22 protein-coding genes and 2 pseudogenes are annotated in these 24439 nt (G+C 38.8%); 9 read left to right on the forward strand and 15 right to left on the reverse strand.

The annotated features are described in order from the left end of the window. The first annotated feature begins 41 nt into the window (after nt 1–41). Complete coding sequence (locus tag ACYH0O_RS14000; RefSeq protein WP_482629208.1) at nt 42–797, forward strand: ZIP family metal transporter; 756 nt, start codon at nt 42–44, stop codon at nt 795–797. Nucleotides 798–870: 73 nt separating this feature from the next. Here ACYH0O_RS14000 and ACYH0O_RS14005 read toward each other — a convergent pair whose 3' ends face one another. The 3 genes and pseudogenes from ACYH0O_RS14005 to ACYH0O_RS14015 form a co-directional block, all read right to left on the reverse strand. Next, nucleotides 871–2805: an endonuclease MutS2 gene (locus ACYH0O_RS14005; protein WP_482629209.1), complete on the reverse strand. Its 1935-nt coding sequence runs from the start codon at nt 2803–2805 to the stop codon at nt 871–873. A 426-nt stretch (nt 2806–3231) separates the two neighbouring features. Continuing rightward, nucleotides 3232–3444 (reverse strand): annotated as a pseudogene (locus ACYH0O_RS14010) (DUF4395 family protein); the annotation flags it as partial. A 62-nt stretch (nt 3445–3506) separates the two neighbouring features. Next, on the reverse strand, nt 3507–3785 hold the full coding sequence (locus ACYH0O_RS14015) for a YkvA family protein (protein ID WP_482629210.1): 279 nt from the start codon (nt 3783–3785) through the stop codon (nt 3507–3509). Nucleotides 3786–4055: 270 nt separating this feature from the next. On the opposite strand from ACYH0O_RS14015, the gene ACYH0O_RS14020 reads away from it, so the two are divergent. Then, the gene (locus tag ACYH0O_RS14020; protein WP_149156726.1) at nt 4056–5657 is read left to right on the forward strand and encodes an ABC-F family ATP-binding cassette domain-containing protein; all 1602 of its coding nucleotides are present in this window, start codon (nt 4056–4058) and stop codon (nt 5655–5657) included. Between the two features lie 62 nt (nt 5658–5719). Here the strand turns inward: ACYH0O_RS14020 and recQ are convergent, their stop codons facing one another. From recQ to ACYH0O_RS14040, 4 genes are all read right to left on the reverse strand, one after another. Then, nucleotides 5720–7849 (reverse strand): DNA helicase RecQ, encoded by a 2130-nt coding sequence (gene recQ, locus ACYH0O_RS14025; RefSeq protein ID WP_482629211.1) that lies wholly within the window; start codon nt 7847–7849, stop codon nt 5720–5722. Between the two features lie 139 nt (nt 7850–7988). Then, the gene (locus tag ACYH0O_RS14030) at nt 7989–8120 is read right to left on the reverse strand and encodes a hypothetical protein (RefSeq protein WP_262481757.1); all 132 of its coding nucleotides are present in this window, start codon (nt 8118–8120) and stop codon (nt 7989–7991) included. A gap of 155 nt (nt 8121–8275) precedes the next feature. Then, nucleotides 8276–8491 carry a cold-inducible protein YdjO-related protein gene (locus ACYH0O_RS14035; protein WP_482629212.1) on the reverse strand — a complete coding sequence of 72 codons (216 nt, stop codon included), beginning with the start codon at nt 8489–8491 and terminating at the stop codon, nt 8276–8278. Between the two features lie 238 nt (nt 8492–8729). Beyond that, complete coding sequence (locus ACYH0O_RS14040; RefSeq protein WP_482629213.1) at nt 8730–8861, reverse strand: YuzL family protein; 132 nt, start codon at nt 8859–8861, stop codon at nt 8730–8732. 154 nt (nt 8862–9015) lie between these two features. Between ACYH0O_RS14040 and ACYH0O_RS14045 the strand changes: the two genes are divergently transcribed. From ACYH0O_RS14045 to ACYH0O_RS14055, 3 genes are read left to right on the forward strand one after another with little or no spacing between them, the layout of a single operon-like run. Then, nucleotides 9016–10530, forward strand: coding sequence for a spore germination protein (locus ACYH0O_RS14045; protein WP_482629214.1), 1515 nt, complete (start codon nt 9016–9018; stop codon nt 10528–10530). Nucleotides 10531–10542: 12 nt separating this feature from the next. Then, nucleotides 10543–11655, forward strand: a complete 1113-nt coding sequence (locus ACYH0O_RS14050) for a GerAB/ArcD/ProY family transporter (RefSeq protein WP_482629215.1) — start codon at nt 10543–10545, stop codon at nt 11653–11655. Next, a complete protein-coding gene (locus ACYH0O_RS14055; protein ID WP_482629216.1) occupies nt 11652–12791 on the forward strand; it encodes a Ger(x)C family spore germination protein in 1140 nt (379 codons plus the stop codon). Before ACYH0O_RS14050 ends, ACYH0O_RS14055 begins: the two co-directional genes overlap by 4 nt. 33 nt (nt 12792–12824) lie before the next feature. Here the strand turns inward: ACYH0O_RS14055 and ACYH0O_RS14060 are convergent, their stop codons facing one another. After that, entirely contained in the window at nt 12825–13175 is a 351-nt protein-coding gene (locus ACYH0O_RS14060) for a DUF1033 family protein (protein ID WP_482629217.1), read from the reverse strand. A 170-nt stretch (nt 13176–13345) separates the two neighbouring features. Between ACYH0O_RS14060 and ACYH0O_RS14065 the strand changes: the two genes are divergently transcribed. After that, nucleotides 13346–13801, forward strand: a complete 456-nt coding sequence (locus ACYH0O_RS14065; protein ID WP_149156733.1) for a cupredoxin domain-containing protein — start codon at nt 13346–13348, stop codon at nt 13799–13801. Between the two features lie 71 nt (nt 13802–13872). On the opposite strand, the gene ACYH0O_RS14070 is transcribed toward ACYH0O_RS14065, so the two are convergent. Together ACYH0O_RS14070 and ACYH0O_RS14075 are read right to left on the reverse strand one after the other, a co-directional pair. Beyond that, a complete protein-coding gene (locus ACYH0O_RS14070) occupies nt 13873–14232 on the reverse strand; it encodes a fluoride efflux transporter FluC (RefSeq protein WP_482629218.1) in 360 nt (119 codons plus the stop codon). Continuing rightward, entirely contained in the window at nt 14222–14599 is a 378-nt protein-coding gene (locus ACYH0O_RS14075) for a fluoride efflux transporter FluC (protein WP_482629219.1), read from the reverse strand. The genes ACYH0O_RS14070 and ACYH0O_RS14075 overlap by 11 nt, the downstream gene beginning before the upstream one ends. 487 nt (nt 14600–15086) lie before the next feature. On the opposite strand from ACYH0O_RS14075, the gene yidC reads away from it, so the two are divergent. Continuing rightward, a complete protein-coding gene (gene yidC / locus ACYH0O_RS14080) occupies nt 15087–15848 on the forward strand; it encodes a membrane protein insertase YidC (protein ID WP_482629220.1) in 762 nt (253 codons plus the stop codon). A 46-nt stretch (nt 15849–15894) separates the two neighbouring features. Here yidC and ACYH0O_RS14085 read toward each other — a convergent pair. Further along, nucleotides 15895–17145: pseudogene (locus ACYH0O_RS14085) on the reverse strand (D-alanyl-D-alanine carboxypeptidase family protein). 188 nt (nt 17146–17333) lie between these two features. On the opposite strand from ACYH0O_RS14085, the gene ACYH0O_RS14090 reads away from it, so the two are divergent. Continuing rightward, complete coding sequence (locus tag ACYH0O_RS14090) at nt 17334–17963, forward strand: 5-bromo-4-chloroindolyl phosphate hydrolysis family protein (RefSeq protein WP_482629221.1); 630 nt, start codon at nt 17334–17336, stop codon at nt 17961–17963. A 14-nt stretch (nt 17964–17977) separates the two neighbouring features. Further along, complete coding sequence (locus ACYH0O_RS14095) at nt 17978–19120, forward strand: toxic anion resistance protein (protein WP_482629222.1); 1143 nt, start codon at nt 17978–17980, stop codon at nt 19118–19120. Nucleotides 19121–19147: 27 nt separating this feature from the next. Here the strand turns inward: ACYH0O_RS14095 and ACYH0O_RS14100 are convergent, their stop codons facing one another. The 4 genes from ACYH0O_RS14100 to ACYH0O_RS14115 form a co-directional block, all read right to left on the reverse strand. Then, nucleotides 19148–20722: a cation:proton antiporter gene (locus ACYH0O_RS14100; protein ID WP_482629223.1), complete on the reverse strand. Its 1575-nt coding sequence runs from the start codon at nt 20720–20722 to the stop codon at nt 19148–19150. Nucleotides 20723–20922: 200 nt separating this feature from the next. After that, entirely contained in the window at nt 20923–21060 is a 138-nt protein-coding gene (locus ACYH0O_RS14105) for a hypothetical protein (protein WP_482629224.1), read from the reverse strand. Between the two features lie 162 nt (nt 21061–21222). After that, nucleotides 21223–23142 carry a vWA domain-containing protein gene (locus tag ACYH0O_RS14110; protein ID WP_482629225.1) on the reverse strand — a complete coding sequence of 640 codons (1920 nt, stop codon included), beginning with the start codon at nt 23140–23142 and terminating at the stop codon, nt 21223–21225. 10 nt (nt 23143–23152) lie between these two features. Continuing rightward, nucleotides 23153–24034: an ATP-binding protein gene (locus ACYH0O_RS14115; protein WP_482629226.1), complete on the reverse strand. Its 882-nt coding sequence runs from the start codon at nt 24032–24034 to the stop codon at nt 23153–23155. Nucleotides 24035–24439: the final 405 nt, after the last annotated feature.

The raw sequence follows: 24439 nt of genomic DNA on the forward strand, positions 1-24439 counted from the left end.
ATATAGTGTTTAATCCATCACACAATAAGGGAAAACTCGATATGAAGAATGTTTATGGAGGTGAAAAAATGTTCCAGGCTGCTTTTTGGGGAGGAATTACAAGTTTATCCCTACTAATCGGTGCTGTTATGGGGATTTATTTGCACATATCAAAACGAATTGTCGCTTATATCATGGCATTGGGAACGGGGTTGATCATAGGTTCTGCAACCTTTGATTTACTAAGTGAGGCAGAAGGGAAAGCGAACCTGCTCCATCTCACATCTATGTTCTTACTAGGGGCGCTCATATTCACTCTTTTCGAAATCTTTATTTCAAAAAAAGGTGGAAGTGAAAGAAAGAGGTCAAAGAAGAATCCCCATGGACACTCAGGATTAGCTATATATGTAGGAACCATAATGGATGCAATACCTGAATCCATCATTATTGGAGTCAGCTTTATAGGGGACCAACCAATACAATGGGTGTTTATCATCGCCATTTTCATCAGTAACTTACCTGAATCATTATCAAGCAGTATTGGTTTCAAGCTTGATCAATATCGTACAAGTAAAATTCTTACCCTTTGGGGAAGTGTAGTCGTCCTCTCTTCCCTTAGCTCATTGCTCGGTTATACACTCTTACAGGATGCCTCGGAAAGCATATCTTACATAATTGGAGCGTTCGGGGCAGGGGGATTATTAGCCATGGTATCCTCTACGATGCTGCCAGAGGCGTTTGAAGAAGGCGGACCCATTGTCGGATTTTTATCTTCATTAGGAATCATCCTTTCTTATATACTGACAAACCTGTCGTAAACCATTTCCTTTTAATCCCTTTTGGTATCGTAAAAAACGTCCTGAAGCATTCGCTTAAGGACGTTTTTTACGTTTATTCGTCATGATTTATGGTTAAACCCTCAACAAATCGTTTTCCCATCAGCTTATCTTTTTTCCTGTTTTCTTTACTGTTAAAGATAATATCAAAATCATAATCATCGGGGTATAGCTCTTTCGCCGAAACATAAAGGTCCAGTCGTTTATGATTAATAATTCTTTTTTCATCCTTAATTTGCACCGTGTAATCTCCTCTATCATCTGGTCCTTCATATACAATCCCGAATTCTCCACTCGCTGAAATCTTAACATTATCACCTATACTAAATAATTGAACTCCATTCTCCCCCTTTAATGAAGATTTACTATGGTTCCTCTTTTTATATTTGTTTACGATAACCTGCTTTTCCATTTCCTTCTTTGCATGATAATCGATTTCTCCCAGGTCATAGCATTGCTTTTCTCTATACGTAATTTCATGGGCTTTTTCAATGATCTCAGGGTGCATTCCCAGTTTTAACGCAATGGCAAATGCTTGACTCTCGCCTCCCTTACCCACTACGAGCTTATACGTAGGTTGTAATGTATCAATATTAAATTCCATACTCCCGTTCACGAAGCCTTCATGCTCTTCTGCGAAATGCTTTATTTCACTGTAATGGGTAGTTGCGAGTATCGTGGCTCCCTTTTCATATAATTGATCCAGGATGGCTGTAGCCAGCCCCATTCCTTCAAGTGGATCCGTCCCGGAACCAAGCTCATCTAACAGAACCAAGGTATGATCATTTGTATCCTTTAATATATCGATAATATTTTTTATATGGGAGCTGAATGTGCTTAAATTTTGCTGAAGGCTTTGACCATCCCCTATATCTAAAAGAATATCTTGATAAATACTGATTCCACTGCCCTTTTCTGCCGGAATATGAAGGCCGCATTGGGTCATAAGGGTGAGAAGTCCCACCGTTTTAATGGCGACTGTCTTACCTCCAGTATTAGGTCCGGTTATGACTAATGCATGAAAATCCTCACCCATCTGAATGGATAGTGGTACTGCCTGTTTTCCAAGCAGGGGATGAACCGCATTTATTAAATGTATTTGATGATTTTCATTTACTATGGCGCTTACTCCATCATTGGAACGGCTATACTTTGCCTTAGCAAATAGGACATCGTAATGCACCATGGTCTCAATCGCCAGCTTTAATTGAGCTTCATACGTTTGAACCAGTCCTGTTAGCGCCCAGAGGACGTTCTCAACTTCACGGTCTTCCTCAAGTTTATAATATAAAAGCTGATCTTGTTGAATGCTTAATTCCTCAGGCTCAATATAGAGAGTCGATCCTGAAGCAGATGAATCCAATACGGCTCCTTTCATTTTTCCTTTATATTCTTTCTTGATGGGGAGAACATACCTGCCATTTCTCTGACTGACAATCGATTCTTGTAGGTATGATTTATATTTAGCTGACTTTACAATCGCTTGGATTTTATCCTTTAACCGATCCTCTTGAATCCCCATTTGTTTTCTAATCCTTAACAACTCTTTACTGGCGTGATCATCTACTCTTCCATTACGGATACATCGATTAATCTCTTCTCCAATCTCAGGGATCTCTTCAATTGAATAAACATATGAGGATACCCTTGGAGCCACCCATTTTTTATCCTCCATGAATTTTTTAATTTTTTTACACGCATCTAGAAAATAATAGAGGCTTGTAAATTGATCTGGTTTCAAAGGCACCCCTTTATTCAGGTTTGCTACAATGTTTTCAACGCCATCCAAAGCGTGAATCGGTATACTTGCACTTTTTTCCAGGATACTTACAGCTTCCGTTACTTCACCTAAACGCATTTCAATTTGGCGTTTGTTGATGGATGGCATTATATTCATTAATTCCTTTTTCCCCTCTTCTGTAAGGGCATACCGTGTCAATTCTTCCTTCACTTTGTTAAATTCTAATGTTTGAAAAGTCTTTTTGTTCAATGTTTTCTCCTCCATATAAAAAAATAGACCACAACGAACAATGTCCATTGTGGTCTTACTCACTCGTATACTGACTTACCAATAATATTCGCATGTGTCTACGTAAAACGTGAATCGTTCATAACTTGAAGTTAGAAACGACAACACAGATTTCCCGATTCATGTACACAAAAAGAGCTGTGCACAAAGACACAGCTCTCCTATTAAAGGGTTGAGTATGCTATGACCATTGTTCTTAACTACACTTTGAAGGCAAAGCTAAATAAGCTTCTTCAATAACCTGTTTTTAAGGTTATTGCCTGCAAAATGTCCGTATTCATTTCACGGTTAGTTAAGAACGACACCTAACATAAAACATACTCCCTTTGTATACAGTAATTTAATTCATGATTAGTTTACAATGTAGTGGAATTCATTGTCAATAGGCTATTGTACAGACCTTTTATATTGGAACCTTTTCCATTGAAACCGGATAAAGCAACCGACACAGAATCCCCCATGCGCGATGGAGGCTGCAAGTAATACTATTCCTGAGAAAAGGTAGAATCCTGTGCTCCATCCAGCCAGGGCACTCATGATTGCTCCTCCTAAGCAAATCACGGCAATCATGTTGTTAAACCGTTGCTGATTCCGGTTTTTATTATGATTGCTAGTTTGCCTTTATCATTTAGGCAAGCTCTGCCAGTAATGTAGTAATTCGATCATTTCTTGTATTCATAGCGATTCTTTAATTCCTCAGGAGCCATCTTAACGATAAGCTGAAGCACAAACGTAAATACAGCAATATCATCTACAATTCCAAATAGTACAAAAACATCGGGAATCAAATCAAAAGGCAGCCAGAAATAAACGGCTACAATTCCTAACGTCAATACCTTCTTAAAAACCGAAACCTCTTTCGATCGAAAGAAGTCAACCAAAAACGGAACCGATTTCCGAATATTAAAAAGAAACCTTACCCGCTTCATAAACCTCATCATTCGTCTCTCATCACCAATCTTTTTTTATAACGTTAGCATAGCAAACTAAATTAGGAAAGAATTTATCGTATCTATCAGCATCTTCAAGATTTTCGGCTCATTTCCTTCAAGGGGTAGCGAACCCTGCATCCCCCACCCTTTCATTCGAAATCCTTTATCCGCTTATGTAAATAGCCGGTAAATTTCTCCCTGTTCCGGCTAACACTCTATCTTTTTAGCATACTCGCGTGTTATAATCTTTTAGATTGAGTATTAGGAGGTATATCATACATGATTCAAGTATCAGATGTAAGCTTACGTTTTGGTGATAGAAAGCTATTCGAAGACGTGAATATAAAGTTTAATCCAGGGAATTGCTACGGACTTATCGGAGCAAACGGTGCTGGTAAATCAACATTTTTAAAGATTCTTTCAGGAGAAATCGAAGCGCAGACCGGCCACGTATCTATGGGTTCAGGAGAGCGACTTGCTGTATTAAAGCAGGATCACTTCGAATATGAAGAATATGAAGTGCTGAAAGTTGTCATTATGGGGCATACCCGTTTATATGAAGTCATGCAGGAAAAGGATGCCATCTACATGAAAGAAGATTTCTCTGATGAAGACGGCATGAGAGCTGCAGAATTAGAAGGTGAATTCGCCGAGCTTAACGGTTGGGAAGCTGAATCAGAAGCTGCGATCCTACTAAAAGGCTTAGGAATCAATGAAGATCTTCACTCGAAACAAATGTCCGAACTAACGGGTGGAGAAAAAGTAAAAGTATTATTAGCACAAGCACTATTCGGCAAGCCGGATGTTCTTTTACTGGATGAGCCTACCAACCACTTGGACATTCGAGCTATTCAGTGGTTAGAAGACTTTTTAATTAACTTTGAGAACACAGTCATCGTCGTATCACATGATCGTCACTTCTTAAACAAAGTATGTACACATATTGCTGATCTTGACTTTGGAAAGATCCAAGTTTATGTCGGGAACTATGATTTCTGGTATGAGTCCAGTCAATTAGCACTTAAAATGGCTCAAGATCAGAATAAGAAGAAGGAAGAAAAAATCAAAGAGCTTCAGGCATTCGTTGCCCGATTTAGTGCAAATGCATCTAAATCAAAACAAGCTACTTCACGAAAAAAATCGTTGGAAAAAATTTCATTGGACGATATCAAGCCAAGCTCACGTCGTTATCCTTATGTACAATTCAAGCCTGAGCGTGAAATTGGAAACGATGTTCTACGTGTAGAAGGTCTTACAAAAACGATTGATGGAGTAAAGGTTTTAAACAACGTTTCCTTTATCCTGAATAAAGAAGACAAAATCGCTCTTGTCGGAGCAAACGAAATTGCCAAAACGACTCTTTTCAAAATCCTTGCAGGTGAAATGGAGCCGGATAGCGGCACATTCAAGTGGGGAGTGACCACATCTCAAGCTTACTTCCCGAATGAAAACTCCAAGTACTTTGAAGGAAATGAACCTTCCCTTGTAGACTGGTTACGTCAATACTCACCGGAAGATGAGAGTGAAACATTCCTTCGCGGATTCTTGGGTCGCATGCTTTTCTCAGGAGAAGAAGTGTTGAAGAAGCCAAGTGTCCTTTCAGGGGGAGAAAAAGTTCGCTGTATGTTATCCAAGATGATGTTAAGTGGATCAAATGTTCTGTTATTAGATGAACCAACAAACCATTTAGATTTGGAGTCTATTACTGCATTGAATAATGGATTGATTAACTTTAAAGGTGCGATGATCTTCGCTTCTCATGACCATCAGTTCATCCAAACCATCGCAAATCGCATTATTGAAATCACCGAAGATGGTGTCATTGATAAAGAAACGACTTATGATGAATTTCTTGAGATGAAAGCTTCTATGAAAGCTTAATGTGAACCAGAAAAAGCAGGCAGCCGGATGGCACCTGCTTTTTTTCATTCCTCGCTACACGGTCAATCATATTGACCATGTTTAACCAAGTAGCCTTTAATCTGAAAATAGCCTATTTTTTTCGGTAATTCTTCTTTAATGGGCTTTAAGAGGTCCGTCCCTACTTTCTGGACTGCGTCTTCGATAAGTGTTTCTTCTTCTTCTGTAAAGAGGATGGTCCAGTCATTCGTGATGCCTTCCTGATAGGCACGGATAATGTGATTTTCAATCGTTGCTGTACTCATACCCCGTTCTTTCGCAATTTTCTTTATATCCAAGTTATCTTTGAATAACTCATAGCTGATTAAATGGGACGCTGTGTCAGAATGACTTGTCTTCCGTGATCGCGAAGGCTTGACGACCTCAACTTGATGTTCAGGATTCTCACGTAAAAAAACGGAAATTTCGTTTATGAATATTTCACCATACCGATTCAGCTTGTTTTCACCGACTCCGCTAACCTGCAGGAATTCCTCTGATGATTTCGGCATCTTTACACACATGTCCTGAAGCGACTTATCGGAGAAAATAACGAAAGGTGGAACTCCTTCTGAATCTGCAATCGATTTACGGAGTGTTCGCAAGGTCTGGAACAAGCCATCTTCTTTAGGGATGATGGCCGAAACAGTAGGCTGGACCTTTCTCGTTACGCTTCTTTCCCCCATTAACACCTCTTTGCCTTTTGATGAAACTTTCAGGATAGGAAAGCTCCCCCCCTCGACTTGTATGACCCCCTCTGATATCAAATAATCGATGAACAGGCCGACATCCTTCTGAGATTGCTCCTTCATTAATCCATATGTGGAAAGCCTGTCGAACCCCCATTCCAGTATCTTTTTGTTCTTTGACCCCGTTAGTACACCGCTGATGAGTGAGGTTCCAAATCTTTCATTCATTCGCATCATACAGGATAATACCATTTGTGCCTCTCTCGTTACATCCTCAGATTCCCTATCATCCAAGCAATTGCTGCAATGACCGCATGCTTCCTCTACATGTTCACCAAAATACGCCAAAATGTAGTTCTGCAGGCATGCTTCTGTATGGACAAAGTCGACCATTTCGCGTAATTTCTGCATCTCATTATCATGTAATTCCTGATTAACGATATTCTGGTCAATGATATACCGCTGTGTCTGGATATCCTGAGGTGAAAATAATAAGGCACATTCGCTGTCCACTCCATCACGACCCGCCCTGCCAGCCTCTTGATAGTATCCCTCCATATTCTTCGGAATTTGATAATGAATCACAAAGCGTACATTTGATTTATTTATCCCCATCCCAAATGCATTGGTCGCAATCATGATGGTAATGGAATCATTCAGGAAAGCTTCCTGCTGTTCCTGCCTTACTGTGTCAGACAGCCCGCCATGATATTTCCCGACGGAAAATCCCTTTTTCTCAAGATACATACAAAGGTTTTCAACTTCCTTCCGTGTAGCACAGTAAATGATACCGGAATGCTGATGATTCTTTTGTACATACCTTTCTACCCAACGCTTACGATCTTCACCTTTTACAACCTGGAAGAACAAATTCGTCCGTTGAAAACCAGTTAATACTTTATATTGATCTGGAATGTGTAAATGATGAAGGATATCAGCTTGTACTTGTGGAGTTGCAGTTGCGGTCAATGCAAGAATGGTGGGATTCGATTGTAGTTGATTAACAGCGTTGTAAATCCCTAAATAGCTTGGTCTGAAATCATGACCCCATTGGGATAAACAATGCGCTTCGTCAACAGCTACTAGGGGGATGGGTAAAGAATTGAGGAATCGAATGAATCCAAATGATTCCAATCTCTCAGGAGCAATATAAACGAGTTTGTATTCACCTAAGGAAATCTCTTCCATCCTGGTCTCTACTTCACTATTCGATAGCGTACTATTAATGTAGGTTGCTGGAATCCCTTGATGAAGTAACGAATCCACCTGGTCTTTCATTAAAGATATGAGTGGAGAAATAACAAGTGTAACTCCATCAAGCATTAGAGCAGGAATTTGGTAACAGAGCGATTTCCCTCCTCCTGTCGGCATGATCCCTACTGTGTTTTTTCCATCAAGTATGTATTCAATAATACTCGCTTGTCCATCTCTGAATTCGTCGTATCCAAAGTACTGCTTTAATACTTGTTTTGCTTCTTCAATCACATTTTCCCCTCCCAATAAATCTAACTATTCCTTTATTGTATTCCAGAACGGGGAACGTGCCAATAGGTGGATCCCTTTTTTTCAAACAAAAGGCTGTACATTCGTATTCATACACGTAATGTACAACCTTATCATTACATTAAAACCACTTGACTGTTTTTTCTTCTTTATTTACTTCAACAGGCTTAGACAGCTTCCAAAAGCTATCCCATACAGTATCTTTACTCTCAGTTGAAGAACTTTTAACTTCTTTCTCTTTCTTGTTAGACATGGTGCTACCTCCTTTAATACATAAATACATTACATCCTATTCAAATGTAAAAAAAGAGTTTAATAATTTTTTTAAAAACACCTTAGAATATGAGACTCGTTCGGCATCGACACGAAAAAAGAACCAATCAGAATTGATTGGTTCTCTACAATCCATTAGGATGATTTCATTGTAGGATGTGGATTGTCTACAACTTGCAATACCTTTCTAGATGTCACCATATCTTCTTTACAAAGCGGACACTTAGGAGTATCTTCACTTTTGAAGTTATCTCTCATCCAGCCTTTACAATCTTCAGCGGAACAAGCCCAAATCTTTGTTTCCTCTGTTTTAATTTCTTCCTCAACTTGATTTCTACGACCAAAAGCCATTGAACGTCCTCCTTTAAGGTAAGTAGGATTTCCTTGCTATGCTTTCTAACAGGAAAATAATGATTGTGGTAATTTATGCTGCAGATAGTATGTGGTCAGTTATGTGTAGCTAGTGTAATCGAACAATTTCTGCGATTGTTTCCATTATACCATACTTGACTCCAATTTAATATATGAACTCCTAAGTAAAGGTAACAAACGCACCATATGTAATGAAGGAAGAAAAAAAGATCCTTCATCATTTTTTCTTTCTGTTTCTGGAAGAAGGAGCCTTTATTCCACCTGATAATTCCTGGTTGGTCGTACCTTGTCCTTCTACTTGAGAAGAACCCAGCACAGCTTTTGATGGATCTTTTTTCTTGTTGCTCATCTGCATCACCTCCACTCCTACCTTGCCCAAAACCTATACAGAATATGTATGATTTAACCACCTTTCTCTTTAATGAAAAAATGCAACCTTGTGTTTAAGAAAAGGAATCATGGGAAGTCTAATCAATAAATTAAGGTTTAGGGTGTTGAATTCTATGTTTAGACGTAGAGAAGTGAAGAAAGATATTGAAAACGGGTCCCCCCATAGCTTTGATATAGATACATTTCATAAAGAAATACTTTCATTGGTAAGTAATAGTGAAGATTTGGTATTCAGAATCATTACAATAGGCGAACAAAAGCTTGCAGTAGTATATTTTGATGACTTAATCAATACTACATCGATGCAGGACAGCATCATCAGGCCTCTTGAGGAATCCACAGGTGAGCTGAATTATCAAATCATCCAGGATAAGATTAATATTGGGAAACTTACACAAACGAATCAGATTAATGACGTTGTAGATAACATCCTCAATGGAACGGCTTATATTTTCAAGCATGGTGATACTCATGGGATATTAGCGGAAGTTTCCGATAAAGGCACAAGGGGTTTGGAGAAAGCTGAAACAGAATCCCTTGTGTTTGGTCCTAAAATTTCATTCACAGAATCCATCACGAAAAATTTAAACCTAATACGGTCTAATTTAACAGATCCTAAACTATGCGTTGAAACGTTTGTGATTGGATCAAGAGCGAAGAAAAAAGTTCAAATGGTTTACATAAAGGACATTGCTGAAGAAGAGAATGTTAATACGTTTAGGCAGCGCATAACGGAGATTGAAGTTGATAGTATAGTTGATTCCACAGTACTCGCTCAGATGATCGAAGATAATTCATTTACTTTTTTCCCGCAATTTATTACGACTGAACTGCCTGACCGATGTACCATCTCACTCCTGCATGGAAAGATCTGTTTACTTGTCGATCGCAGTCCTACAGCGATCATCGGACCATCTACGTTTATGAATTTCTTTGAATCGACAGAAGACATTTATATGAGATGGAATATGGGGACATTCCTAAGACTAATCCGTTTTGTCGCAATCTTTTTCTCCATCCTTTTGACACCTGCTTATGTGGCGGTCTTGACCTTTCATTATGAGGTCATTCCCTCTGCTCTCCTTGTCTCTCTGGGACAATCAAGATCTAACGTACCATTCCCTCCCGTGTTCGAGGCGATTCTTTTGGAGTTCATCATCGAGCTCCTAAGAGAAGCGGGAGCAAGATTACCAACAAAGGTTGGGCAAACGATGGGGATCGTAGGTGGTATCGTCATCGGGCAAGCGTCGGTTCAAGCCGGGTTCACTAGCAACATATTAATTATTATCATCGCGATATCTGCCTTAGGCTCCTTCACTGCTCCAAGCTATGCAATCGGAACAGCAGTGAGAATCATCCGTTTCCCCATCATCATAATGGCCGGGTTATACGGGGGTGTGGGAATCATGTTTTGCCTATGTTTCATTCTCATTCATTTACTGAAAGTAACAACATTGGGCAGACCTTATCTATCACCAATCTACCCATTTAGGTTTGCAGACTTCAAGTACAGTCTATTCCGCTTACCCTATCAATATTTAGTCCAACGTCCAATTTCCAATCATCCTATAGATCAGGGACGAATACCAGAGAAGAAAGCAAAAGAGAAGAAAGACGTTGATGAGTAAAGGATGAAATGTATGAATGTTAATGTGAATCCAAAGGAAGGGTTAATGTTTAATGCCTTTTTGATAATGTTTATCTTACACACAGCCCAAACCGGCGTCGGGATTGCAGGGCTACCGAGAGTCATTTACATGGAGGCGAACAGGGATGCATGGATTTCAGTCATATTAGCTGGAATTCTTGTATCTATTGTTCTATTTATCATGGTAAAAACGCTTGAAACATACGATAGTACCGATCTGTACGGTATTCACTTGGACATTTATGGGAAATGGTTTAGCAAAGGTTTTAACGTCCTGTACATTGGCTATTATCTCAGTGTCACCTACGTGATCTTAATGAATTATATTGAGATGGTCCAGGCGTGGATATTCCCTAAAATGCCCACATGGCTCTTGATGGGGTTATTGATTTTTTTAATGGTTTATTGTGTGTTGGGGGGAGTCCGGGTCGTGGTTGGTATTGCTTTTTTAGGGCTCATCCTTGCCTTCTGGTTAGTATTTATGATCTATACCCCACTCAAATATACGGACTTCAATCACCTACAACCTGTCCTAACATCTTCCCCGAAGGAGATTATGATGGGGGTTTACAAATCAAGCTTTACTCTCATTGGCTTTGAATTAATGTTATTTGTGTACCCTTACATCAAGGATAAGAAAAAAGCACTTAAATTCGGGCTGATCGGTGCAGGATATTCATGCTTTCTCTTTACTGTTGTGACCGTTGTCAGTATCGGTTTTTTCTCAGAATATGCCCTTTTAAAGACTATCTGGCCCGTCCTGTCCATGTTCAAGATATTGAGGATTCCAAACTTGGAGCGATTTGAATTCATTGCCGTTTCTTTTTGGATGCTGGTCATTCTTCCAAATATCTGTCTCTATTTCTGGGCAGCTTCAAGAGGAATGAAAAGAGTGTTTAATGTATCTCAAAAAAAATCCATTTACCTCTTCGCCATCCTGCTTTGGATATTATCTCTATGCGTGCAGGATCGTATCACGATGAATACCATTACAGACAAAGTTGGGACGTCCAGTTTTGTTCTTTCGTTCGTGTACCCCTGCTTCCTATTCATACTGGTTAAATTGAAACACATCTCTAAGAAGGATAAGGGTGTGGATGTATGATTAGGACCATCATGCTCCTTCTGCTTTGTCTTTGTACATGTTTCTTAAGCAGCTGTGTGGAGTCAAAATATTTAGAAAAGCTCGGTTTGATTACAGCGGTTGGATATGATCAGGCTGAAGACGAGAAAATAACCGGTACAATAGTGCTCTATCAGTTTAACCCAGCCATGGAGGATGTGGAAAAGATACTTATAAGTAAATCAAAGACCAGTAAAGGCATTCGTCTGTCACAGAATTTAGAAACCGACCATAAGCTTGTTTCCGGTCAATTAAGGATTGCTGTTTACGGAAGAGAGCTTGCAGAAAAAGGGATTTCTCACTTGGTTGATACACTGGAGCGGGACTCTTCCATTGGGAATATGGTGTACTTAACAATTGCTGATACGACTGCCGAACAAATCTTGAATTATCAAATGACGGAAAGAACATCGAATATGGGGACTTACTTATATAATTTGGTCAGGCAAAATGTTGAATCAGAGCTGCTTGTTTCTCCAACACTACAAGAATTCATCACCGATTACGGAAGTGTAGGCAAAGACCCTCTCCTGCCGTTGCTAAAGGCATCAGACGGGAAGGTTGGAGTGGCTGGGTTCGCATTGTTTACAAGGGATAAATTCATTAAAGAGATAAAAAAAGACAAGATTTTTTTTATTCGATCTCTTATGGAAGATTACAATGCCGGCAGCGTCGAAGTGGAACTACCATTAGAAAAGTTCAAACCTTACTTATCAAGTCCTCATCTTGGTCAAGAAGACGATAAGGTTTATATAATGATCGATAGTATCAAATCATCTCATAAGATAAAAACAGAGAAAAAAGCAACACCATCCTTTAATGTGAAATTGAAAATCGAATCACGTATACTTGAAATGTCTGAAGAAATGAAGTTGTCAGATCCGAAAGCGTTAAGCTTACTCGAAGATGAAATCAGCGATTATATCGAAGAGAACATTAAAGAAATGATTTTGATGCTTCAAGACGAAGGCACGGATCCGATTGGATTTGGCATGGAATATAAGAGTATAAGGGGAAACGAAGATTTGTCGAGGGAAAAGTGGGATAAACTGTACAAAGATGCTTCTTTTCATGTGAAAGTAGAGAATAAGATCATTCGGACAGGAGTGATTGATTAAACAGGGTCCATCCAGTAAAGATGGACCTATTTTTTATTTTTGTTGAATTCGATCTGTGATTTCATTGATGACGGACTCATCCTTGATTTCCATTGGTCGGTCATTTTCAAAAATGATCAATCCGTAATAGACCTGCAGATCATCGTCACACGCTTCGCAAAAAAACACTTCCCCTGGGTCCCAAAAAGCAATAGAGTGCAACTTCTTACTTTTTGACTTACTATAGCTTTCACTCAGTCGTCTCATTTCCTCAAGAAACCTTCCGAATGCATCATCCCTGTTATTAAACGTCCACTCTTGAACAATATCCTTTTCCCAGCCTTCAAAAAACCACCAAGGCTCTGCATCACTTTTTGTTGTCATGACTCTCCATGTATAATTCAATGCTTCACCCTCCTTTTTTCCATGTCCAAATTGTACATAAAATACGAACGAAAGAAAAATATTTAAATTATACTACTCTAAATTATTGACAAGTTCCCTCCAGTACAAGCATAGGTTTATTAGAAAAGACCTATGTTGTTCAAAGCTAGAATAAAAGGGAGGAAAAACATTTGAATTTTATTGTTTTGAAGAAAGGTTCTATCATCGCCATATTAGTTACCATTATGATCATTACTGTCGGCACGATATGGGCATTATCTTCTAAAAACTCCTATCCTACCGTTTCATTATCAGATAAATCGGGAGAGAAACAAGTCATTCAGCTTGTCACAGGGGAATTCAAATCAGAAACACCTGCAGGAAAAGAAATAGAAGCCTATCGATGGGATCCGGGTACGATTGTAGTTGAAAAAGATAACCCTGTGGAATTGCGCATTTATGGTGTTAACGGTATGGAACATCCGTTCTATATCGAGGGGACCGATATTAAAGGTACAGTGAAAAAAGGGGAAGAAACCGTTGTAAATGTGTCGTTTTCAAAAGAGGGTACGTATAGACTGATTTGCGAAACACATGAAACCATTGATCGTAACGGTCCCATGATTGCGTATATAGTAGTTGATTAATGATTGAATTGTGGGATCTCTAACGGGTAACTAGCCACTTGAGGATCTTTATAAATGGGTATGACATCATATTAAAATGCCATGCCCACTGCATACCCTGCCGCTCCAAATACGATTCCAGCGAAATAACTTCCGAAGAAATAAAATAGACCCATCTTTATATTTTCCTGGAGAAGCCTCAATACCTCCCAGTTTAAGGTTGAAAAGGTAGTAAATGCTCCACACACTCCGATCCCGAAAAAAAACATAACAGTCTCCTCAGCACCAACTCCAATCAGAACCCCCAATAGTAATGAGCCAAAACCATTAACCAACAGGGTCGCTTTCGGAAAACGCGAACTACTGAACCGCTTAACGACGTTCGCAACTAAAAACCGTCCGATTGCACCAACACTCCCCCCTAGTGCAATCAACAATATGCTAACTCCCATGACCGATCACCCTCCCCTTCCTTCCAGAGACAAAGCCCAACCATGCAAAAAGCATCCCCCCAAAAGAAGTTATGGTAATATACAAGAAAAGCATGCCCCATTGTTTCTGCAATAAAAAGGTAACCAACTCGATACTAACTGTCGAAAAAGTTGTAAAAGAGCCCAGGAACCCTGTTGCAATAAGTAAATACGACTTTTCATATTTAGAAGACCATCGACTATAGAAATAGGCTAATAAAAAACTTCCTAGGAGATTTGCCGTTAGTGTCGCGAACGGCAACCCATTTTGAACTGTCCAGAGATAACTGATTCCCCACCTGCAAAAACTACCCAACGCTCCACCGATCCCGACTAATAGATATTTCATCCTGTATAACATCCCTATTTAATAAGATTATATTTTTGTGAAACCATTGGTTCACATATTCGTATGTACAATTACCATAGTTTCTTTTTCCATTTAGCAGTATACTTTAACTGGAATAGAGTTTATGCTTTAACAATTAATTTGATCAGTAAATTGAAGGAGTCTTCTCCATTGACATTTATCATTATACAAGACTTATTAGATTTTTACTTAAGTCCATTACATTTTAGTATAGTATTTCTATTTATAATAGCTTTGATTTTGAATCACTTCCCTGGCACATTTCATCTTTTTGTACGACCCTATGATAAGAGGATTGAAGGAACTAATATCATTGTAAAGTGCGTTGCAGTTAATGAGATTTTACCTATAGGGTTCAGGTTCATTGCATGCATGAAATTTCAATTCTATCATACCGATAATGATGAAGAATCCTCTTCTGTTTGCTTTTAACCAACAAGCATTTATACAGAGGAGGAATTATACATTGAGAAAAATTTCATTCATCATTCTACTGGCACTATTCACTCTATCAGGGTGTCAAAGTGCAACAACTGAAGGAGCGTTCTTTCACGACTATCTTGTTAACCCATTTTCGTTTCTCATCCATGAAATAGGTACCTTTCTAGATGGAAACTTTGGTCTTGCGATCATTGTCATTACTATTCTTATTCGTCTCGTTCTATTTCCTTTTATGCTTAAAACGTATAAGAATCAACAGGATATGAAAGGGAAAATGGCGTTAATAAAGCCGGAGATGACGGAAATGCAAAAAAAGATAAAAGAAGCGAAAGACAAAGATGAACAGAAGAAACTGCAGCAAGAAATGATGATGCTTTACCAAAAACATGGGGTGAATCCTCTTAATATGGGATGTTTACCTTTGTTAATTCAAACACCCATATTGATTGGGTTATACTATGCGATTCGGTCATCATCTGAAATCGCAAGCCACTCCTTTCTATGGTTTAATTTGGGACAGCCCGACTATATAATGGCCATTATCGCTGGATTGGTCTATTTAGCCCAAGCTCGGGTATCTTTGATGAATATTCCTGCAGAACAGCAGGCCCAAATGAAAATATTGAGCTTTCTTTCGCCCATTATGATCTTTATTTTTTCATTTAATGCGCCGGCCGCCTTACCCCTATATTGGACAGTAGGAGGGGCATTTCTCATCTTACAAACGCTGATTGGTAAGACTCTTTATCATCATCAACCATCTTTAGAAAAACAAGAAAGTCATTGAAAAAAGGGAGCCCGCAAGCTCCCTTTTTTACATTTAAATTTTATTTTTAGGATTTTTTTTTGACAGATCCTATTCGAAAAATGGAAATTCCCATAATGAAAAGCAGGATCATGTAAATAAAAAACGGATAAAAAAGGATTTGTTGTCTTAATTCATCTCCGAAAAATAATCCTGTGCTTTCACTCGAAGCAACTGCGTTTTTATGTTTTACGGGAGATTTCATCACAGGACTGAGCTTTGTTGTAGCCATTTCTTCCTGATCTTCGTTATATAGTGTTAATACTCCATTTCGATCCAGGCTCTCGGTGAACTTTCCATTCGTAGGTTGAGTATATTGGAAATCCTGATTAAGCTCAAAAGAAGTATCCTCATATTGAAAGACCGTATCCTTTGGAATGTGGCTTCTAGTGAAACCGTTCAAGCCATAATCCAGTAGTTTTCTGGTATCTGAATAAGTAGCTCTCTTCGACTGAGCCTTCATGGTAACAATGACCAGAGAAAGATTTTTATTTTCAGCGGAAGTCACAAGCGTATGTTTGGATTCATCTATGAACCCATTCTTCCCTCCGGTCACTTCCGGATAAGGAAGTTCTCCTTTCACCATTTTATGATGATTATAAAGAGTAGTCTTCCATCCCTCAGTCGACCAATCAATTGATTTCAAACTAAAAAGCTCTTGAAATTGTTTGTTCTCTAAAGCATAGCTAGTAATCAATGCCATATCATAAGCCGTTGTATAGTGATTCTTACCGAACAGTCCATGAGGGTTTTCAAAATTAGTTTTCTCTACGCCAATTTCGTTTTTTAGAAAGACGTTTAATTTTTCAACGAATTACTGAACGGAACCCTCGGTGTGTTCAGCAATGGCAACTGCTGCATCATTACCGGAGTTGACCATCAGCCCTTGAAGTAACTGCTCCAAAGAAATCCTTTCTCCGGCTTCCAAATAAACGGTGGAGCCTTCTGTATTACTTGCTTTCTCACTAATTACCACCTTTTCATCCAGGTTGGCATGCTCGATCGCATAAATAGCTGTAGCAATTTTTGTAATGCTTGCAGGGTTCATCCGTTTAGTCGAATTTTTTGAATACAATATACTCTTTGTTTTAGAATCTATAATGATAGCCGAATCACTTATAATATTTTTAGGTTTTTTTACATTATTTTCTTGAGCTGATACGATAGTGGCAGTAAAGCAGAATAAGATCAGAACAATGAACCATTTTTTCATATATCCACACACCTGTCTTGTCAATGTACTATCCCATTCTATCAAAAATGTAATTTCTTTAATCATGAATCTGAGAAATGTTAAGAAATTGAAAGAATGGTGTCAAATCCTGACAACGATTTCAGTCTGTATAATAAATGGTGTCTATATTTCCATTTCACCTTCATTTACAATAAAATAAGAGTATGAATATGAAACCTTTTTGCACATTAAATCGTATTTAACGTAAGCATCTTTAATAAGGGGTAGATGAAATGAATACATTTCTTCAATTTTTAGTAAGAACAGTCATCTCATTCAGCATAGGGACCAGTAGTTTTATCGCATACTTACTCCTGTTTGACTTAGGATTTCCTCTTACATTCTTGTCGAGTCTCGGTACGGGTATTCTCCTTTTCTTCGTTGTAAAGGGACTGCAAAAGAGATGGTGGCTGAAAAAAAATGGACTTTCCTCACAGGAATTTCGATATATCAACAAGAATTTAAAAGAAGCGAAAGAAAAAGTAAAACGCCTTCAAAAACAACAATTGAGAGTAAGGTCACTTGGTGCCTTCAAGCAAATCCTTGAATTGAACAGACTAAGCAGAAGGATTTATCAACTTGTAAAGAAAGAGCCTAAAAGATTTTTTTCTGCACAGTCATTTTTCTTCTACCATCTGGATTCAGTTGTTGAAATTACTGAAAAATATACGTTTCTTGCTGCCCAACCCGGTAAAAACAAAGAAGCATTCTTATCACTTCAACAAACCCGTACAACACTTGATGACCTGACAGATTCATTGGAAAAAGATCTGCAAAGAGTATTGGCAAATGATATGGATACACTACAGTTTGAACTGAATTTCGCCAATCAACATTTATCTAATAAAAAAGACTTAAAATAGTTATCGGAGGTTTTATGATGGAGCAACGAAATGAACAATCTGAACTGGACCTGCTGCTTTCCAACCCGTTTGGAGATGAAATGCCTGCTGTAAGTGAACAGACAAAATCTCCTTTGCTACTCGACCGCTTACCAAAAGAACAGCAGGAAAAGGCAAAACAATTGGCCGCGCAGATCGACTATAAGGACTATGAAGCAATTTTAAAATATGGAACTGCCGCTCAGACCCAGCTTTCTACTTTCTCCCACTCCATGCTCGATCATGTACAAAAAAGGGACATCGGTCCAATTGGCGATGTGTTAGGAGATTTAATGAAAAAGCTTGAGCAAATGAATCCGGATGAACTTAACACCAAGCAAAAAGGTGTTTTCAAAAAGCTATTCCGTAAAGTCTCTTCCTCCCTGCAGGAGGTCCTTTCCAAATACCAAAAGATTGGTTCACAGATCGATCGCATTTCAGTCAGACTCGAACATTCAAAAAAGACCCTGCTTGATGATAATCGACTATTGGAAACTTTGTATGAAAAAAATAAAGACTATTTTCAAGCCCTGAATATGTACATTGCAGCAGCTGAAATTAAACGTGAAGAGATTCAACATACACTGCTTCCTTCATTACGAAAGAAGGCGGAAGAAACTGATGACGAGCTAATTTACCAGGAAATCAATGATACGATGCAGTTTCTAGATCGATTGGATAAACGTATTCATGATTTAAAGCTAAGTAGACAAATGACCATTCAGTCTGCCCCTCAAATACGCCTAATTCAAAATACGAACCAGGCACTGGCAGAAAAAATACAGGCATCAGTACTCACAGCCATTCCTCTTTGGAAGAATCAAATTGCCATTGCGCTGACTCTTCTGAATCAGCAAAAGGCTGTAGCCGCTCAGAAACAGGTTTCGCGCACCACCAATGAGCTCCTTCTGAAAAATTCAGAGATGCTTAAAACAAATAGTATTGAAACTGCGAAAGAAAATGAACGTGGAATCATTGATATTGAAACTTTGAAGAAAACTCAAGAAAACCTTATTTCCACCATTGAAGAAACATTGGCCATACAAGCAGAAGGACGCCAGAAACGTCAGCAGGCAGAACAGGAAATGGTCACGATGGAAAACGACTTAAAACAAAAACTCATTGAAATCAGAAAGTAAAGAGGAGCCGATTCGGCCCCTCTTTTGCTATTTTTCTTCATTGTGAACAAGGCTATCTGTTATAGCATCATATTCCTTTTCAGCGATAGAGCTTGTGATGATTTCTTCCTTTTCCAGTTTTGCAACGGCCTCATATTCTGCGTATAATGCGTGTTTTCTCAGTGTCGTAAGCTGGTCTGATTTGATAACTGGATTTCTTTTGAATAAATCATCCAATTGAGCTTTTAACATATCAATTCTTTTTGTATACGTATCGATAAGCTCATTTGATACAGGGTCTGTAATATAGAGCTTTTGTTTTACCCGATGGATTTCACTAATGGCTCTTTCATATCTGTGGAGTTGACTGAGCAATTTTTCAAATTCTGCATGTCCTTCCTCCTTTGGTTTAATCCCTAATAAATTGATCAGTGGTTTGATCGTTAATCCTTGAATGACAAGGCTGAATAATACCACACTAAATCCAAGAATCAGGACGTCTTCTCTACCTGGAAAGTCTCTTGGCAAGCTAAGTACCAAGGCAATGGATAACGACCCTTTCAAACCTCCCCAATTCAAAATATGCTTCCATTTATGAGGAAAGTTCCCAATGAGAGATAAACTTGTATAGACGGCAATACTTCGTGCCAAGAGTACCAAGACAATGGCTGCGAAAATATACGGCCATTTTTCAACTAGGTCAATCCTTGTTATTTCAAGCCCGACCATTAAGAAAACGAGGGAATTGGCCAGTAATGCAGCTACGTCCCAAAAGCTATTAATGTTCAATTTTGTCGTAGGACTCATACCAATTTTCCCGCCATAGTTTCCGAATATAAGAGCCGCAATGACGACTGCGATTACACCTGAAGCATGGACACTCTCGGTTAGAAGGAATGAACCATAGAACAAAATCACGCTAAAAATAATTTCCAACGGATAGTCATCGAAGTACTTCGTTAAAACGGAAAATGCATAACCGAGAGAACTTCCAATAATGACTCCAAGGGATACTACCCGGATGAACTCCCAAATCCCACTACCAAGTCCGGCCCAGCCTGCATCGATATAGGATAGTAAATAGTAAGCGGAAATATTGAACAATACCACGGCTAAACCGTCATTAAATAAGCTTTCCCCTTCAATGACAACAGCCAATCTCTTCTTTACGCCTACACTTTTAAATATGGATAATACACTTACAGGGTCAGTCGCACTCATCAATGCCCCAAAAACAAAGGCTGCTGGAATGGGAAAGTCAAAGAAGTAATACGATGAAAATCCTATTATCAAGAAAGAAATGAATGTTCCACCAAAAGCCAAGGCTATAATCGGCTCCTTGTTAGCACGCAAATGGGTAAAAGGCAGCTTCAAAGCTGCTTCTCCCAAAAGCGCTGGTAAAAATAATGTGATAATGACAAAATTAAATACTTCCCCTTCTGTTATAAAATCCTTGAGGGGCTCAAGGACTGGTATATTGAATAACCCGATAAGGGCACCTACAATGACAAGGGCAATTGGATATGGCTGTTTGAATTTCTTGGCAATCGCCGTTATGCCTGCTGCGATCATCACTAAAATAAGTCCCAGTTCAAAAATATGGTGCATATCTAACTCATGCATAATCACCGTGACCTCCCTTTCTTAATAAATTTTTTCTCATCTTATTATTTATTAACCTTCCCTTCGTCATGGATACGACTCGCATTTATATGATTGATTTTTCATCATACAAAAAGGAATGACCTCCTACGATAAATTGAGAATAGTCATTCCTTTATTATACATTTTTTCCTCTTTTTTGAACTTAACGAATTCTCCACTTACAGATTTTTACCAAACCATGGAGAGAAATATGGTTTCTTAATGGTTCTCTCTTGCCTCCACCCTTTTAGATTCAAGATGTGATTAATTCTGTGATATTCATGAATCGCGGCATTCATATCAGAAATATTGTTCATCCTATCCATCCCCTTAAATTTTATTACTTTCAGTATATTGCAGGTAAAGGGGATCCGAATGAGATGGATGATTGATTTTGTTTCAGCCTAAGGACTGATATGAATTCCTCCCCCTAAAAAAGACGACTACATGTTTCCCATGTAATCGTCTTGGTTCTTCATCTATATACTTTTGTAAAGAAGCTTCCGTAATAAAGGGAACAAAACCTCAGGGAGTTCTTCTACATCTGAAACAAGAATGCTGTAATTCCCATATATATTCTGAATGGTTTTTCTTTGCCCCTCATCTATTTCGCCGTTCGCTAAAAAGACGTTGATGACTTCTATCCCTTGTTTTCTTGCGTCTAATACAGCCTCATGAGTATCAACAATCCCGTTTTGCTCATAATCCATGGCTGCTGGCTCACCATCTGAAAAGACAAGAAGAAATTTCTGTTTTTCGTTCCGTCTAAGAATCCGTTCTGTCATTAACCGAATGGCAAAGCCGTCCCGATTATCTTCTTCAGGCTGGAGCTGCATGATTTCTGAACCACTGTTAGGTTTTAAGGAAGAATAGAAGTCCAGTACAGGATTCATGTAATTTGGTTGACTGGTCTTTGTCGCCCGGTTCGTATCTTCCCAGAAGCCGACAATCTCATGTGGCACCCGAACGGACTTTAACGATTCATGAAATAACGTAATTCCCAGCTTGGTTTGATCCATTTTATCATACATCGAACCTGAACAGTCTACTAATAATGAGAAAACAGCATCTATTTCAGATGAAGGGTTTTGCTTTTTATAGAAAAGTCTTGGGTTATCGTCTGTGATAAAGCGCAATAACTTTTTGTTCAACCTGCCGAAGTGCAAATCACTTCTAGGCTGGATTCGCTTATGCTCCAATGTTTTCTCGATCATTTTCTGAAGTTTCTTTTGATAAGGAGCAATTAACCCTTTGTTAAGGTTATACAAGTGCTTGTCTTCTGAAGTAGGGATGGTTGGCGAAATAAAGTGAGGTACAGCAAAACGATTGTCCTTTCCATACTCGCCTTCCCCTCCACCAAGTTCAGTCCTTTCTTGCTCTTGCGCCCTTACATTTTGGTACTGCTCCTGCTCAGTTTCTTTAGCTGAGCCCTGTACCATAGCCATTGCCTGGTCCCCATCATCTCCTTCACGGACACCTTCGCCCATAAGATCGGATTGAGACCCTTGATCTAAGTCAAACTGAAGGAATGACTCCCCTTTGTCACTCGTTTCCCGGTGCCAAGTACGGAATTCTTCATCTAAGACTTCTTCCTCCCCTGTGCTTTCTTCTTCCAACACATCCTGATTTGCAAGGGGATCTTTTCTCTTTAAATCGTCAAATGTTTCTGTAACCATTTCCTCCGTGTTATACACATCTTCAGGTAAATGGAAGTATTCATTTAACATATCTTTTCTAACAATCTCATCTATTACTTCTACCATTTCCAAGCATATTCTTACCACATCTTTTGTGTTTCGGGTTTCAAAGAAGCGGGTGATTTGCCGATGCAAAAAGGGCATTGCTAAATCAATCTCCTCATTTACCCGAACGGGTTCTTCTAATGGAGATTGTGCATGGAGCAGAAGGAATATTGAATTAAATAATGCATCTGTAAAAACACTTTTCGTTATGTTTACTTTAAGTTGTGCTTCGAAGTGCTGGCGATATAATTTTCTTCTCGTTTCAAATGACTTCTTTGTTCCGGGACGCTTGGATTTACAAATTTCCTCTAAGCGAGCTTCTTCACCAATGACAAATAGCTGCTTGGCAAATCGGGGAACAGACGTTGCTTTCACCTTCTCAATATAATTGAGAACATCATCGTTCTTGGTTTCATGAAGATTACCGATCGTCCTTAAATAAATATCACTTTTTAATCCATGTATTTCTTCTTCTTTTTTTCGGTGATCCCAAAAGTGACTGACATAAACCGTTCCTTCTTTATAATCGAGATAAGAAAACGGTCCGTATTTCAAGTTCATATCGGCATTTTTGGAAAGTGTTTTCGTCAAATCAGCCATTTCCATCACTAAAAAAGAGTCTATGGTTTCATCATTAAATTGGATAAATCGATGCATTACATGTCCCTCATTCAAATAAGGTTTCAGCTATATTTTGAATAGCCGCTTTTTCTCGTTCGTCTTCCAGTTTATCAACGATTCCTCGTTGTATAGCCCTTTTTGCCGGCAAGTACACGGCTAAATCACAGGCATCCAATAGGGCGCGTATGGAAGCCGCTTCCTCTGAAATTTGGCCATTTTTCACTTGAACCAATAAATCCGAAGACAGGGCTACAAATTGAGTAATAAGCTTAGAATCGGACAGCTTGCTTTGACTTTCAATCACACTTTTTAACGTTTCCCCTTCGATATACGGTACATCGATTACAACAAAACGATTTTTTAACGCTTCATTTAACGGAACTGTGCCAACATATCCTTCATTAATTGCCGCTATTACACCGAATGTAGGTGCGGCTTTGACTATTTCACCTGTAAATGGATTAGTTATACTTCTGCGGTAGTCCAACACACCATTTAAGATCGGCAGCGTTTCAGGCTTAGCCATATTGATTTCATCAATATAAAGGAGATGCCCATTTTTCATCGCTTGAATAACAGGTCCCTCAATGAATTCAATGGTGTTTTTACCTTCTCTTTCGCTGATTGTTTTATAACCCAGTAAGGCTTCTGCATCTAAGTCAACCGAGCAATTTATACTGTGCATCGGTTGAGAGAAGATGGATGACAAGGTATCAGATAGTTTCGTTTTCCCTGAACCAGTGGGCCCCTTAAGAAGAAGATTTTTCCCTAATGACAGAGAGATGATACTATCTTCAATAATATAGTCTTCACTTGCGGTATACCCCCCTTCTCCAATTAATGAAGAATGCTCAGGAGAAGAAAATAATTGTTTTCTCTCGTTTATTATATAAGTAACCGATTCTGGTAATAACCGTTCAACATTCATTTAATGACATCCTTTCCATTTCACATACTAGACATTCTACATGTAATAACGCTTTCACTGCAAAGGCTCTGCCTAATTTTGTTTCAAAGCATTTATTTTAGTTCTGGATTAGGAACCAATTAATATACCAAAATGTAAAAAAACACCCTTGATTGGATGTTTTTTTAGCTTCTAAAATTCTAAATCATATCGAGTGAACCCTCGATATACGTACATTCCAGCTGCTTTTTGATAAACAATGGTTGCGTCTGCATAGCTATCACTGTCGACTGAAAGAACTGCTGCAGTCATACCTTCATCTTTCAATTTTGAAAAAGCATGAGAAAGCAAATAATGGGCAAGCCCATTGCGACGCCACTTTTTGCAAATTCCCCTTCATCCCAAAGCCCATATCGGTCAGCTTCA

This window comes from Rossellomorea sp. H136 (genome assembly GCF_056838065.1).